The organism is Rhizobium brockwellii, from assembly GCF_000769405.2.
GTDB lineage: Bacteria > Pseudomonadota > Alphaproteobacteria > Rhizobiales > Rhizobiaceae > Rhizobium > Rhizobium brockwellii.
Window position 1 is genome coordinate 1 of record NZ_CP053443.1, and the last position, 13,609, is coordinate 13,609.

13 protein-coding genes are annotated in these 13,609 nt (G+C 61.3%); 11 read left to right on the forward strand and 2 right to left on the reverse strand.

Translation table 11 applies throughout. The annotated features are described in order from the left end of the window. The 3 genes from repA to repC all read left to right on the forward strand — a co-directional run bounded on the left by repA (position 1) and on the right by repC (position 3,714). Positions 1 to 1,218, forward strand: a complete 1,218-nt coding sequence (gene repA / locus RLCC275e_RS31570; RefSeq protein ID WP_033184278.1) for a plasmid partitioning protein RepA — start codon at positions 1 to 3, stop codon at positions 1,216 to 1,218. Beyond that, positions 1,215 to 2,204 (forward strand): plasmid partitioning protein RepB, encoded by a 990-nt coding sequence (gene repB, locus RLCC275e_RS31575; RefSeq protein WP_033184277.1) that lies wholly within the window; start codon positions 1,215 to 1,217, stop codon positions 2,202 to 2,204. Before repA ends, repB begins: the two co-directional genes overlap by 4 nt. Positions 2,205 to 2,403: 199 nt before the next feature. Further along, positions 2,404 to 3,714 carry a plasmid replication protein RepC gene (repC, locus tag RLCC275e_RS31580; RefSeq protein ID WP_033184276.1) on the forward strand — a complete coding sequence of 437 codons (1,311 nt, stop codon included), beginning with the start codon at positions 2,404 to 2,406 and terminating at the stop codon, positions 3,712 to 3,714. Between the two features lie 29 nt (positions 3,715 to 3,743). Here repC and RLCC275e_RS31585 read toward each other — a convergent pair whose 3' ends face one another. Next, complete coding sequence (locus RLCC275e_RS31585; RefSeq protein WP_027682968.1) at positions 3,744 to 4,070, reverse strand: type II toxin-antitoxin system RelE/ParE family toxin; 327 nt, start codon at positions 4,068 to 4,070, stop codon at positions 3,744 to 3,746. Further along, the gene (locus RLCC275e_RS31590) at positions 4,070 to 4,351 is read right to left on the reverse strand and encodes a type II toxin-antitoxin system Phd/YefM family antitoxin (RefSeq protein WP_003591561.1); all 282 of its coding nucleotides are present in this window, start codon (positions 4,349 to 4,351) and stop codon (positions 4,070 to 4,072) included. The genes RLCC275e_RS31585 and RLCC275e_RS31590 overlap by 1 nt, the downstream gene beginning before the upstream one ends. 220 nt (positions 4,352 to 4,571) lie before the next feature. On the opposite strand from RLCC275e_RS31590, the gene RLCC275e_RS31595 reads away from it, so the two are divergent. The 8 genes from RLCC275e_RS31595 to RLCC275e_RS31630 all read left to right on the forward strand — a co-directional run bounded on the left by RLCC275e_RS31595 (position 4,572) and on the right by RLCC275e_RS31630 (position 13,605). Further along, complete coding sequence (locus RLCC275e_RS31595) at positions 4,572 to 5,564, forward strand: LLM class flavin-dependent oxidoreductase (RefSeq protein ID WP_033184275.1); 993 nt, start codon at positions 4,572 to 4,574, stop codon at positions 5,562 to 5,564. A 24-nt stretch (positions 5,565 to 5,588) separates the two neighbouring features. Then, positions 5,589 to 6,938: an LLM class flavin-dependent oxidoreductase gene (locus RLCC275e_RS31600; RefSeq protein WP_033184274.1), complete on the forward strand. Its 1,350-nt coding sequence runs from the start codon at positions 5,589 to 5,591 to the stop codon at positions 6,936 to 6,938. Between the two features lie 17 nt (positions 6,939 to 6,955). Then, on the forward strand, positions 6,956 to 8,155 hold the full coding sequence (locus tag RLCC275e_RS31605; RefSeq protein WP_033184273.1) for a M20 aminoacylase family protein: 1,200 nt from the start codon (positions 6,956 to 6,958) through the stop codon (positions 8,153 to 8,155). Beyond that, positions 8,152 to 8,709: a GNAT family N-acetyltransferase gene (locus RLCC275e_RS31610; RefSeq protein ID WP_033184272.1), complete on the forward strand. Its 558-nt coding sequence runs from the start codon at positions 8,152 to 8,154 to the stop codon at positions 8,707 to 8,709. Before RLCC275e_RS31605 ends, RLCC275e_RS31610 begins: the two co-directional genes overlap by 4 nt. A 37-nt stretch (positions 8,710 to 8,746) precedes the next feature. After that, on the forward strand, positions 8,747 to 10,522 hold the full coding sequence (locus tag RLCC275e_RS34620) for an amino acid ABC transporter permease/ATP-binding protein (protein ID WP_082229861.1): 1,776 nt from the start codon (positions 8,747 to 8,749) through the stop codon (positions 10,520 to 10,522). Positions 10,523 to 10,611: 89 nt separating this feature from the next. Next, complete coding sequence (locus RLCC275e_RS31620) at positions 10,612 to 11,556, forward strand: ABC transporter substrate-binding protein (protein ID WP_033184271.1); 945 nt, start codon at positions 10,612 to 10,614, stop codon at positions 11,554 to 11,556. Positions 11,557 to 11,624: 68 nt separating this feature from the next. Next, positions 11,625 to 12,560 carry an ABC transporter substrate-binding protein gene (locus tag RLCC275e_RS31625; RefSeq protein WP_033184270.1) on the forward strand — a complete coding sequence of 312 codons (936 nt, stop codon included), beginning with the start codon at positions 11,625 to 11,627 and terminating at the stop codon, positions 12,558 to 12,560. A gap of 7 nt (positions 12,561 to 12,567) precedes the next feature. After that, complete coding sequence (locus RLCC275e_RS31630; protein WP_033184269.1) at positions 12,568 to 13,605, forward strand: LLM class flavin-dependent oxidoreductase; 1,038 nt, start codon at positions 12,568 to 12,570, stop codon at positions 13,603 to 13,605. Positions 13,606 to 13,609 lie beyond the last annotated feature (4 nt).

Consider the following 13,609-nt stretch of genomic DNA (forward strand, 5'->3'; position numbering starts at 1 on the left):
ATGCCGACCAAGGCCGCGATTGTTGAGAAAGCCAAGAGAGCGAGTCGAGTCTCGATCGACGAAACGATCGCGCAGGACTCGACGATGCTCAGCAGCCAATTGCAGGTGCTGTTCGAGCGGTTGTTTTCGCCCGACGCCCGCAAATCGCTACGGCGGTTCAGCAGCACCGAGACTGCCAAGCTGCTCGGCGTTACCGACAGTTATGTTCGCCACCTCGCCGCCCAGGTGGAAAGCATCAACCCGGAAAAGACGGCGACCGGGCGACGGGTGTTCTCGCTTGAAGAAATCCATGCTATGCGCCACCATCTTGGGCGCACCAAACCCTCCTATCTGCCGATGCGCCGCCCGGGCGACCATCTCCAGGTGATCGCCGTCACCAATTTCAAAGGCGGCTCCGGCAAGACGACAACATCAATCCACCTGGCGCAGTTCCTGGCTCTTCGCGGCTACCGCGTGCTCGCCGTCGACCTTGATCCGCAGGCCTCGATGTCGGCGATGCTCGGATATCAGCCCGAATTCGACGTCGGCGAAAACGAGACGCTTTACGGCGCCATCAAATATGACGAAACGCGACGCGACGTAGCCGACATCGTCCGCCAGACCTATTTTCCGGGGCTCGATCTCATTCCCGGCAATCTCGAACTGCACGAGTTCGAACACGATACTCCAAAGGCCCTTGCCGACACCAACCGCGACGACAAGGACATGTTCTTCATGCGGGTCGGCAATGCGCTGCATTCGCTGGAGCAGAGCTACGATGTCGTCATCATCGATTGCCCGCCGACCCTCGGCTTCCTGACGCTGTCTGCTCTCTGCGCCGCCACCTCGGTTCTCATCACCGTCCATCCGCAGATGCTCGACGTGGCGTCGATGAACCAGTTCCTGACGATGACCTCCGACCTGCTGGCCGTGGTCAAGCAGGCAGGCGGCAACCTCGATTATGACTGGATGCGCTATCTGATCACCCGCTATGAGGCCAATGATGGACCGCAGGCGCAGATCGTCGCCTTCCTGCGCAGTCTGTTCGGCGAGCGCGTGCTGACATCGATGATGGTCAAGTCGACAGCGGTCTCGGATGCGGGCCTGTCGAAGCAGACAATCTACGAGGCAGGACGCGAGACGATGCATCGCCAGACCTATGACCGTGGGGTGGAATCCGTCGACAGCGTCAATGCCGAGGTCGAGCAACTCATTCGCAGTGCATGGAGCAGGACATGAGCCCAAAAGGACGCGACATCCTGAAGAGCATGGTCGGTGCAGTCGAGCCGACACGGCTGGAGGTGCCAAGCGTGCAGCCGCCGCACCGGCCATCGGGAGCGGTCAAGGCGATGAACCTGTCGCTTGGGCGGCTGGGAGAGGAAGCAGCCGCCGCCAAGGCGCTGCGCGAATCGTTGGCCTCCGGCGACAAGGTGCTGGAGATCGATCCGGCTGCCGTTGAGATGTCCTTCATCCGCGACCGTATCCCGGTCGACAAGGATGCCGAGTTCGAGCGATTGAAGCAGTCCATCCAGGAAAGCGGACAGCAGGTTCCGATCCTGGTGCGGCCGGACCCGGTAAGGGCCGGGCACTACCAGGCCGCCTATGGCCACAGGCGCCTGCGAGCGGCAGCGGAGATCGGGGTACCTGTCAAGGCCGTCGTGCGAAAGCTCACAGATGAAGAGCTGATCCTCGCACAGGGTCAGGAGAACGGCCCGCGTGTCGACTTGAGTTTCATCGAGCGGGCGCTGTTTGCACGCCGCATGGATGAGCATGGCTTCAGCCGCGACATGATTGCCAAGGCGCTGGCGACAGACAAGCCGGAAACGTCGAGGCTGCTGCAGGTGGCTCAGACGATCGATCCCGAGATCATTCTCGCCATCGGGCCGGCCCCCAAGGTCGGACGCCCGCGCTGGTTGGCGTTTGCCGAGAAATTCAGGGAGACGGGTGGGCAGAAAAAGGCGCAGACCGCCATCAGTGCCGCTGGTTTCGGGATGTTGGAGACCAACAGCCGCTTCGACGTCACCTGGAAGGCGGTGGAGGAGAAGAGCGCACCGCAGCGGGCCGAGCAGACGCTCCGGACCCAAGGCGGCGCTCCACTTGCTTTGGTGGCCCGCTCCGGCAAAACCTTTCGCATCACCGTCAAATCGGTGGCGTTTTCGGAATTCCTGGCTCGGCGGTTGGCAAGCCTCGCCACCGAGTTCGAAGAGGAAAATGAGGGAAAATGAGGCAGTTAGACCGGTTGTCAGCTGACAATTCGGATAGGAGATAACGCGCAAAAGAAAAAAGCCCCCGAACGTCACCGTCACGGAAGCTTTCCTCGTAGTCTTGAACACCTCCGAGAATCGCACTTCCGAGAATCGCTGTCAAGAGTTTTTGGCGCCGTTTTGGTGAGCGAATTTTTTTTGCCTCGTTGAGGTGGAAGATATGGAAACTGGAAGTGTGACGACGCCCTTCGGGCGGCGGTCGATGACGCTTGGTATGCTCGCAAGCCAGGTCATGGCCGGGGAGATCAAACCGGATCAGTCGGTCGATAAGTGGAAATTATTTCGCGCGCTGTGCGAAGCAAAGCCGCTGCTCGGCATCGGCGATCGAGCGCTTGCCGTGCTCAACGCACTTTTGAGTTTTTATCCGAAGAATGAGCTAGCGCAGGGAAACGGCTTGATCGTCTTCCCGTCGAATGTCCAGCTTTCGCTCAGAACGCATGGCATGGCCGAACAGACTGTGCGGCGTCATCTCGCCGCGCTCGTCGAGGCAGGTCTTCTGTTGCGCAAGGATAGCCCCAACGGCAAGCGTTACGTCCGCAGGGACAGGGCAGGGGAGGTCGACGAGGCGTTTGGCTTCTCGCTGGCGCCGCTGCTTGCGCGTGCCGAGGAGATCGAACAACTCGCGGCCGCGGTGATGGCTGAGCGGCTGCATGTCCAGCGTCTGCGTGAACGCGTCACACTTTGCCGCCGTGACATTGCAAAATTGATCGAAGCGGCCGTTGAAGAGGAGATCCCTGGGGATTGGCAAGGCCCATACCGTGAATTCAGGGACCTGATCGAAGGCCTGCCGCGATCGCCGACGACAGCGCAGCTTGAATTGTTGCTGGATGAATTGACGGCCCTGCGGGCGGATATTCTTAACCAGCTGGAAATTCGGGTTAAATCAACAAAACAGCGCGGCAATGCCGATTATACCGAGCGTCACATACAGAATTCAAACCCCGAATCTACATCTGAACTTGAACCAAGCTTCGAAACGAAGCAGGGCGCGATAGCTGAGCCAGACAACGACCGAGGGGCCGTGGCGCCAGAGAAGGGTAGGGGTGAGGCAGCCTATCCGCACGGGCAGAAGAAGGAGGAAGAGCAAAGTCGACGGCCGGACGTCCGCAATGATGGTGGCGGACTGAAATCCTTCCCACTCGGCCTGGTTCTGCAGGCCTGCCCGGAAATCCTTGCCTATGGGCCGGATGGCGTAATCAGCAACTGGCGCGATCTGATGGCCGCAGCCGTCATCGTTCGATCGATGCTGGGCGTCAGTCCGTCGGCTTACGAAGAGGCCGCCAATGTGATGGGTCCGGAGAACGCCGCGACCGTGATGGCATGCATCCTGGAGCGTGGCGGCCACATCAATTCGGCCGGTGGTTATCTTCGTGGCCTGACGCGGCGAAGCGAAAAGGGCGAATTCGCGATCGGCCCGATGCTGATGGCGCTCCTGCGGGCAAATGCGCCGGCCGGGCGGAAAGTTGGATAGTGTTCAACCTTCGTGTGGGCAGCGTATGGCTAAGCGCGGATAAGCCTTCGCTCGAGAAAACTCTGCATGTCGCGACGTCCGTCTACGACGCAGTAGACGACGACATCCGTGCCCAGGATCCGATAGATCATACGCCACGGCTTATGGTGCAGTTCCCGATATTCGGAAATTCCGATACCCGCCAACTCCTTCGGAATATTTCCGCGGGCGGGGAATTCTTCAAGCTCGGCGCATGCGCTCTCGATTTCCGTCAGGATGCGCTCTGCCGTCTCGGCGCCGTCGCGGCTAGCGATGAAGCGATAGAGATCCTCGATGTCGCGTTCCGCGTCCTCAGCGAAAAGAACACGATATGGCATCAGGACTGGCTGTCCGCCAGACGTTTGCGGATGCGCGCGAAGGATTCCGCAGCGGGGCGCAGTTTGCCCTCCTCGACCTGCCGGTTGGTGAGCGCTAGCACCTTCAGGAGCGCCAGCGTCTCCTGTGTTTCTTCGTATTGGCCGACGTCCTGAAGGATGGCTTTCGCTTCTCCGTGAAGTGTAATGACGACCGGCTGCGGGTTATCCTTCAGTGTCCGGATGATCTCGGGCGCGTGCGCCTTGAGATAGCTGATCGGCTTGACCTGTTCTGACAGCTTCATGCGGTTGCTCCCTTTCGACCAGAATATAGACCATCAAGTGGTCGATTGAAAGAAGCCTTTCGATGCCGGGGACACACATTCCCGGCATCCGATTTTCCATCTTGGGTGCGGCCGCTTTTTTCACTCAACGCGTTCGAAAGAGAATGCCATTTCTTATAATGAAGTTTGTCTACTGATTTTATAGACTAAACTTTGCAACCAAGGATCGGATCGTGGTGTCATGACCTACCTCCTCAGTCTTCTCGACAAAAGCCCGATCGAACAGGGTCTAACGGCCGCAGATGCGCTGCGGGCGACGGTAAAGATTGCCGCTCGGGCCGAGGAACTCGGTTTTCACCGTTTCTGGGTCGCCGAGCACCATAACATGTCAAATCTGGCGAGCTCCGCACCGGAGGCGCTGATCGCCTATCTTCTCGCCAGGACCTCGAGGATCCGCATCGGCTCCGGCGGCGTCATGCTGCAGCACTACAGTGCGTATAAGGTTGCGGAAACCTTCAATCTTCTGGCATCGCTTGCGCCCGGCCGCGTTGATCTCGGTGTCGGCAAGGCGCCAGGCGGATTTCCGCTTTCGACGCGCGCCCTGCAGCTTGCCGTCGATCCGGTCAGGAAGCCGGATTTCGCGAGCCAGCTTTCCGATCTCAACATCTATCTCGCCGCCGACCCGAATTACGACGGGGCGCAGGCGACGCCTTTCCCGCCGACTGCGCCCGAGCGTTTCCTGCTCGGCGCCAGCGTCGAAAGCGCTGAGCTCGCTGCCGAGAAGGGCTGGGAACTTGTTTTCGCCGGTCACCTGAATGGCGATCCCGACAATCTGCGCAGGACCTTCGAGGCCTATGAGCGGGCGTCCGGCGGCAAGCGGCCGATCCTGGCGCTCGCGGCCTTCGCCGCCGAAAGCGAGGACTATGCCCGCGAGCGCGTCGGCAAGCTGCGCATCGTCAAGGTGTTCCTGCCGAACGGCCAGACCGTCAATGTCGGCAGCGAGGAGCAGGCGGCCGAATTCGCCCGCCAGGCCGGCGTCACCGATTACCGCATCGAGGAAAAGGTGCCGAGCGTGCTGCATGGCACGGCGGAACAGATCCGCAAGGAGCTGGACGAACTTCACCGCCGCTATGGGGTCAAGGAGTTCGTGCTGGACACGCCGGCGCTTTCGGTTGCCGAGCGCCTGGCTTCCCTCGAGCTGCTCGCCAAGGAGCGGCTTTCCCTCGTCGCCTGACCGTTTCCAAGGAGGATTGATCCCATGGCTCAAAAACACGTCACGTTCGGCATCATGCTGCAGGGTCCCGGCGGTCACATGAATGCGTGGAAACATCCAAGCGGACCGGCCGATGCCAGCGTCAATTTCGACTTCTTCGTCAAGACGGCGCGCAAGGCTGAGGCGGCCGGCATCGCTTTCGCCTTCGTTGCCGACGGGCTCTACATCAATGAGCAGTCCATTCCGCATTTCCTCAATCGGTTCGAGCCGATCGCCATTCTCTCGGCGCTCGCCGCCTCGACCTCGAAAATCGGCCTCGTCGGCACGGTTTCGACCTCCTACAGCGATCCCTTCACCATCGCCCGCCAGTTCGCCTCGATCGATCTCATCAGCGGCGGCAGGGCAGGGTGGAATGCCGTGACCTCGCCGCTCGAGGGTTCCGGCCGCAATTACAGCCGCGAACATCCCGAGCACGAACTGCGCTACGAGATCGCCGAGGATTATATCGATGCGATCAAAGGCCTGTGGGATTCCTGGGATGACGACGCCTTCGTCCGCAACCGTGAGACCGGCGTCTTTGTCGACAAGACAAAGATGCATCGCCTTAACCACAAGGGCCGCTTCTTCCGTGTCGAGGGGCCGCTCAATATCGGCCGTTCCAAGCAGGGCCAACCGGTCGTCTTCCAGGCGGGCGCCTCGGACTCCGGCATCAGGCTCGCCGGCAAACATGCCGACGCGGTCTTCACCAATGGCGGGCCGTTCGAGGAGGCGCAGGCCTTCTACCGACAGCTCAAAGACAGCGTGATCGCCCATGGCCGCAGTGCCGCAGAGGTAGGTATCTATCCTGGTATCGGACCGATCGTCGGAGCGACGCAGGAAGAGGCGGAAGCCAAGTATCAGGCGATACGCAACCTCGTCACGACAGAGGAGGCACTCCTCTATCTCGGCCGCTTCTTCGATCATCATGATTTCAGCGTCTATCCGCTCGACGAGCCGTTCCCCGAACTCGGCGATATCGGCAGGAACAATTTCCGCGCCACTACCGACCGCATCAAGAAGACGGCGCGGGACAAGGGCTTGACGCTTCGCCAGGTCGCGCTTGATTCAGCAACGCCGCGCACGGCCTTCATTGGCACGGCCAAGCATATCGCCGACGAAATCATCCGCTGGGTGGACCATGGTGCTGCCGACGGCTTTATCCTTGGTTTCCCTGTCATCGCCGAGGGCTTCGATGATTTCTCCAGATATGTTCTGCCGATCCTCACGGAGCGCAGCTATTTCGATCCGGTCCTGAAGGGCGAGACGCTGCGCGACCATCTGGGTCTGCCCTTCCGCGAAAGCCGGTATGCGGCGGAGGCAGATCAGGTCGAGCGCGGAAAGGCTGTCGGCGCCTGAGGCGCCGACGAACCGTCATGAACATCATCGCTCAGAACCCAAGCAGCAATGATCCGGTCGAGAAGGGTATCGCCGCCTATCTCGATGAGATCATCGCGCTTCGCCACGACCTGCACCAATATCCGGAGCTTGCGTTTCAGGAGCTCAGAACCAGCAAGCTTGTGGCATCCCGCCTTTCCTCCTGGGGCTATGAGGTGGCGACGGGCATTGCCGGAACCGGCATCGTCGCCACCCTCAGGCGCGGCGAAGGCAAAAAGCGGATCGGCATCCGCGCCGACATGGATGCCCTGCCGATCGAGGAGGCGACCGGTCTTGCCTATGCCAGCAGCAATCCCGGCGTCATGCATGCCTGCGGCCATGACGGACATACGTCGATCCTGCTCGCCGCCGCGCGTTATCTCGCCGAAAGCGGCAATTTCAGCGGCACGTTGCGGCTGATCTTCCAGCCCGCTGAGGAAATCGGCGCTGGCGCCCGCAAGATGATATCGGAAGGCCTGTTCGAACGTTTTCCTGTCGATGCGGTCTTCGGGCTGCACAATTGGCCGGGTGTGCCGACGGGCCAATTCGGCTTCGTCGCCGGCCCGGCCATGGCTTCGGTCGACAAGGCAATCATCAAGATCATCGGCAAGGGCGGCCATGGCGCCGAACCGCACCGGACAGTCGATCCGGTGCTCGCTTCGGCCTCCTTCATCACCGCGCTGCAGAGCGTTGTCTCGCGCAATGTCGATCCGCAGGAGATGGCGGTCGTCACCGTCGGCTCGATCCATGCCGGCTCCGCCTCGAACGTCATCCCGGAAAGCGTCGAGATGCAGCTGACCATGCGGGCCTATAACGAGACGGTCCGCCAGCTGTTGCGAGAGCGCATTCCGGCACTTGCCCGCGCCCAGGCCGAAAGCTTCGGCGCCGAGGCGGATGTGAATTACCGCCTCGGCTTTCCGGCGCTGATCAACCATGCGGCGGAGACGGCCTTTGCCCGCGACGTCGCCGACGACGCACTCGGCCCCGCGGCGATCGAGAAGGATTTCCGGCCGAGGACAGCGAGCGAGGATTTTGCCTTCATGCTGCAGGCAAATCCCGGCAGCTATCTCTTCGTCGGGAATGGCGACAGCGCTCCTCTCCACAGCGCCCACTATAATTTCAACGACGCGATTATCGCGCCCGCCGCCCGTTACTGGGTGCGGCTCGCCGAAACCTTCCTCACTGATGACAACGGGTGATGAACGATATGAGCGATACGTTTCTCTATACCAGCCCTCTCGACCCGCGCGCCAAACCGCTGATCGATGAATTGATCCACGAATATGACAGCCGCTACGGCAACTATTTCAATGCCGAAGGGGCTGCGGCCGAGCTCAACCGCTATCCTCCTGAAGCCTTTGCGCCGCCTCACGGCAATTTTCTCCTGTTGGTCCGTGATGGCGAGACCATCGGCGGCGGCGCTTTCAAGAATTATGACGAACGCACGGCCGAGTTCAAACGCATCTGGACGCGCTCCGATCTGCGTCGTCAGGGCCTTGCCCGCAAGGTGCTGGTGGAACTGGAGGCCCAGGCCGCCCGCCAGGGCTATGGCCGCATCTACCTGACGACCGGCTTTCGCCAGCCCGAAGCCGTCGGCCTCTATCTGAACTACGGCTACACCGCTCTCTTCGACACCTCAGCCGATCCAGAGATCTACAAGAGCCTGCCCTTCGAGAAGGACATCACCCATCTCGCTGAGCCTGCGCACGAAGATGCCGAACCGCGCCTGCGCGTGGCCGGCGCAAATTTCTGAAAACGGCAAAGACCGACAATCATAAAAGGGAAGCACAATGGCACTGACGACGGATTTCGCCGGCATCGACCCCGGCAGCAGGACGGCAGGATCGAAGGATTATTCCCGTTACCGCATCGTGCCGGCGCGTCATCCGGGCCGCCTTGCAGGCACGATCTTTGCCGCCCTCGTCATCATCGCCGTGCTCTATTCCATTTTCACCAATCCGCGCTGGGGTTGGGGCGTCTTTGCTGAATGGTTCTTTGCCGAACCAGTGCTCGTCGGTCTCGGCAGGACGCTGCTTTTGACCGTGCTTGCCGCCATATCCGGCTCCATCCTCGGAACGGCTCTGGCGCTTGCCCGCGTTTCCAAGTCGCCGCTGCTCTCCGGCCTTTCCTGGGGCTATATCTGGCTGCTGCGCTCGATCCCGGTCATCGTGTTGCTGCTGATCCTGAACAATCTCGGCTACCTCTATGAGACGATCAAGATCGGCATTCCCTTCACCGATACCGTCTTCCTGGACTATCCCACAGTGCAGTTGCTGACGCCCTTTGCCGCTGCCTTTCTCGGCCTGACGCTCAACCAGTCGGCCTTCTTCGCTGAGATCGTGCGCGGCGGTATTCTCTCGGTGGATCACGGACAGTTGGAGGCCGCCGCCGCACTCGGCCTGCCGCGCCGCCGCCAGGCCTTCCGCATCGTGCTGCCGCAGGCCATGCGCTCGATTCTGCCGACCGGCTTTAACGAACTCATCGGACTGGCGAAGAGCACCTCCATGGTCTACGTGCTGGCGCTGCCGGAGCTCTTCTATACGGTCCAGGTGATCTACCGCCGCAATCTCGAAGTCATTCCGCTCCTGATGGTCGCGACCGTCTGGTATCTGATCATCATGACGGTGCTGTCGATCGCTCAGCGCTATATCGAACGCTACTTTTCCAAAGGCGCCGTGCGCAATCCGACGCCGTTGCCATTCCAGGTATTTTTCGAGCGTTTCCGCCGGCCGCTGCCTGTCCTCGAAACGGCGGCTGACACGGTGCGCAAGATCGGTTTCCAGGATGCGGCGACGCTGCGGGCCGCAGGCGGCGCGGTGCGCATCCACGGTATCTCCAAAAGCTTCGGCTCGCTGAAAGTGCTCGATGATGTCGAGCTAAGCCTTCCCGCCGGCAGCGTGACGGCCATCCTCGGTCCGTCCGGCTCGGGCAAGTCGACGCTTCTGCGCGCCATCAACCATCTGGAGCGTGTCGATGAGGGCTTCATCTCCGTCGACGGTGATTTTGTCGGCTACAGCAGGAAGGGCGACACGCTCTACGAGCTCAAGGAGAAGGATATCCTCAAACGCCGCGCCGATATCGGCATGGTCTTCCAGAGCTTCAATCTCTTCCCGCATCTGACCGTGCTCGAAAACCTCATCGAGGCACCGATCCAGGTTCGCGGCGTCGGCCGTGAGGAAGCGGTGCAGCTGGCGCAGGAGCTGCTGGCACGCATTGGCCTCAGCGACAAGATCAGCGCCTATCCGCGCCAGCTTTCCGGCGGCCAGCAGCAGCGCGTGGCGATCGCCCGTGCACTGGCGCTCCGCCCGAAGGTACTGCTCTTCGACGAGCCGACATCGGCGCTTGACCCGGAGCTCGTCGGCGAAGTGCTCGACGTCATCAAGGAGCTTGCCCGCACCGGCACGACGCTCGTCATCGTCACCCATGAGGTCGGTTTTGCCCGCGAAGTCGCCGACAGCGTCGTCTTCATGGAAAGCGGCCGCATTCTGGAGGCCGGCCCGCCGGCCCGCATCTTCACGGAAGCAGAACATCCCCGCACGCGGGAATTCCTCGCCAAGGTTCTCTAGCGCCTGATAGCGCTGGCGAAATGCCGGGCCGCGGCGGGCTGCTCCGGTTGAATAACAACAACAACCTAAAGATGAAATGGAGAAGGGGCATGACATTTACAGATAGGGCAAGGCTTCTGATAGCGGGAGCCATCACCATTGCCGCGATCGGTTTCGGTTCCGCGCAGGCGCAGCAGAAGTTCGATCTCAGCCCCGAGCAGCCGAACCGGCTGCGGGTGGAAAAGAACGAGAAGCGCATTGCCGAAGTCAAGGACTTCAAGTTCGCCGAAAACGGTGTCTTCACCGTCGGCATCAGCTCGAGCGGCAATCTGCCGCTGCATGATTATGCCTCCGATTCCAAGACGGTCATCGGTTATGACGTCGATCTGGCGCAGGCGATTGCCGACAGCCTGGGCCTGAAGCTCGAATTGGTTTCTGTTGCCTGGGCCGATTGGCCGTTGGGGCTGACGTCCGGAAAGTTCGACGCGGTGATCTCCAACGTGACCGTCACGGAAGAGCGCAAGCAGAAATTCGACTTTTCGACCTATCGCAAGGACGAGCTTGGCTTCTACGTCAAGGCCGACAGCCCGATCACCGCGATCAAGCAGCCGAAGGATATTGCCGGCCTGAAGGTCATCACCGATGCCGGCACCAACCAGGAGAAGATCCTGCTGGAATGGGACCGCCAGAACGTCGCCGCCGGCCTGAAGCCCATCGAGGTGCAATATTATGACGACGACGCAGTCAAGGATCTGGCCGTTCAGTCCGGCAGGGCCGACACCGTCTTCAGCGTGAACGCGACGCAAGCCTATTCGGCGGGGATCAACGGCAAGACCAAGCTCGTCGGCACCGTCAGCGGCGGTTGGCCGATCACGGCCGAAATTGCCGTCACCACACGCAAGGGCAGCGGCCTGGCAGCGCCCTTGACCGATGTCGTCAACGACCTGATCGCCAGCGGCGCCTATCGGAAGATCCTCGATACGTGGAACCTCGGTCCTGAGGCGATCGACAAGGCCCAGACCAACCCGCCGGGCCTGCCGAAGAGCGGTTCCTGATCGATCACTATTGGGCCGGCGGCATTGCTGCCGGCCATTCCTGCCTGACAATTTGGAGATTGAAGACGATGATTGCCCTTCCGGCATTCCGGATCCTGCTGATCGCCGCCGTGGCGTCGGCCCTTTCCTTCGGCGCAACCCGTGCAGCCGAGGATTTCGACCTCAGCCCGGAACAACCGGGCCGGCTTCACGCCGCCAAGAACGATGCGGCGATTGCCGCAATCCCCAAGGATTTCAAGTTCGTCACGTCAGGCAAGTTCACCATCGCCGTCAGCCCGGGCGGTCCGCCGCTTGCCACCTATGCCACCGACGCCAAGACCGTGGTCGGGGCAGATCCCGATTATGCCTATGCCATCGCCGACAGCCTCGGCCTGACGCTGGAGATCGTGCCCGTCGCCTGGATCGACTGGCCGCTTGGCCTCGTCTCGGGCAAGTATGATGCCGTCATTTCGAACGTCGGCGTCACCGAGCAGCGCAAGGAAAAGTTCGATTTCTCCACCTACCGCCAGGGCTTGCATGGCTTCTTCGTGAAATCCGACAGTCCTGTCACCTCGATCAAGGAGCCCAAGGATGCGGCCGGCCTCAGGATCATTGTCGGGGCCGGCACCAACCAGGAGCGCATCCTGGTGAAGTGGAGCGAGGAAGATGTTGCCGCGGGCCTGAAGCCGATCGAGCTGCAATATTACGACGACGAGGCGGCAAGCCTTCTCGCGCTGCGTTCCGGCCGGGCCGATGTCATCGTCCAGCCGCATGCACAGCTCGTCTTCATCGCCGCGCGCGACAAGAACATCAAACGCGTCGGCACGCTGAGCGCCGGCTGGCCGGACCGCTCGGATGTGGCGATCACCACCCGCAAGGGGAGCGGGCTGGCCGATGCGCTGACTGTCGCCACCAACAGCCTGATCAAGGATGGCAGCTACGCAAAAATCCTCGACCACTGGCATCTTTCCGAGGAAGCCTTGCCGGCATCCGAGACCAACCCGCCCGGCCTGCCGAAATACTGATCATCGGATGGCACGAGTGGGCAACATATCCATTAGCCATATAGGCTTCCTCACCCCCGGCAATTATCCCGACGGCGATCCGTTGTCGGGATTGGAGCAGACGCTTGAGCAGCTGCAATATGGCGAAGATCTGGGCTTCGACAGTGCCTGGGTTCGGCAGCGGCACCTGGAGCCTGGAATCTCTTCGGCGAGCGCCTTCCTGGCGGCGGCGACGCAGCGAACCAGTCGGATCGAGCTTGGAACCGCAGTCATCCCGATCGGTTACGAGAGCCCTTACCGGCTGGCCGAAGATCTCGCCACCGTTGATGTTCTGTCGCGCGGACGGCTGAACATCGGCGTCAGCGCCGGCCGGCCGCTGCACGCCGAGCTGATCGCTCCGCTTGTCTTCGACGGCGACTGGACGGGTTACGATTTCTCGCATGATCGCGTGCGGCGCTTTGCCGACAATCTGCGCGGCAGCTACCTCGGCGACGAGCAGACCTTGATCAAGACGCCCTTCGGCCCGCAGCGGCCGCGGCTGCAGCCTTCTGCCAAGGGCCTGATCGACCGGATCTGGTATGGCGGCGGGTCGCAGCGCTCGGCCGAATGGGCCGGCCGCAATGGCTTCAACCTGTTGACCGGCAATGTGATCACAGGTGAGGGGACCGATGATTTCTTCATCGCTCAATCGCGATTGATCGAAACCTATCGCGCCGCCGAGACGCAGCGCCGCGTCGCGCTGGGCCGCGTCATCGTGCCTTTCGACAGCGCCGATGCGGCAACTCGCCGCCGATACCGAGATTATGCCGATGGCCGCCGTGAGCGGACGCTTTCGCCGCAGGGCGAGCGGCGCACCTTGTTTGCCCGCGATGTCGTCGGCACATCGGACGAGATATTGGCGCAGCTTTTTGCCGATCCGATCCTGCCCGAGGTGAGCGAGTTGAGGCTGGAGCTTCCTTACGAGTTCGAGCACGAGCAGTATCGCCAGATTCTCCACGACTTCGTGACGCTGATCGCACCGGAACTCGGATGGACAGCGCCATCCGACATTCGGGCCGCTTCCTGAAAAA

Coding starts and splice junctions, on each gene's coding strand:
- RLCC275e_RS31630 (WP_033184269.1), top strand. CDS start 12,568: ATGGCACGAGTGGGCAACATATCCATTAGCCATATAGGCTTCCTCACC.
- RLCC275e_RS31625 (WP_033184270.1), top strand. CDS start 11,625: ATGATTGCCCTTCCGGCATTCCGGATCCTGCTGATCGCCGCCGTGGCG.
- repA (WP_033184278.1), top strand. CDS start 1: ATGCCGACCAAGGCCGCGATTGTTGAGAAAGCCAAGAGAGCGAGTCGA.
- RLCC275e_RS31600 (WP_033184274.1), top strand. CDS start 5,589: ATGGCTCAAAAACACGTCACGTTCGGCATCATGCTGCAGGGTCCCGGC.
- RLCC275e_RS31585 (WP_027682968.1), bottom strand. CDS start 4,070: ATGCCATATCGTGTTCTTTTCGCTGAGGACGCGGAACGCGACATCGAG.
- repC (WP_033184276.1), top strand. CDS start 2,404: ATGGAAACTGGAAGTGTGACGACGCCCTTCGGGCGGCGGTCGATGACG.
- repB (WP_033184277.1), top strand. CDS start 1,215: ATGAGCCCAAAAGGACGCGACATCCTGAAGAGCATGGTCGGTGCAGTC.
- RLCC275e_RS34620 (WP_082229861.1), top strand. CDS start 8,747: ATGGCACTGACGACGGATTTCGCCGGCATCGACCCCGGCAGCAGGACG.
- RLCC275e_RS31595 (WP_033184275.1), top strand. CDS start 4,572: ATGACCTACCTCCTCAGTCTTCTCGACAAAAGCCCGATCGAACAGGGT.
- RLCC275e_RS31620 (WP_033184271.1), top strand. CDS start 10,612: ATGACATTTACAGATAGGGCAAGGCTTCTGATAGCGGGAGCCATCACC.
- RLCC275e_RS31590 (WP_003591561.1), bottom strand. CDS start 4,351: ATGAAGCTGTCAGAACAGGTCAAGCCGATCAGCTATCTCAAGGCGCAC.
- RLCC275e_RS31605 (WP_033184273.1), top strand. CDS start 6,956: ATGAACATCATCGCTCAGAACCCAAGCAGCAATGATCCGGTCGAGAAG.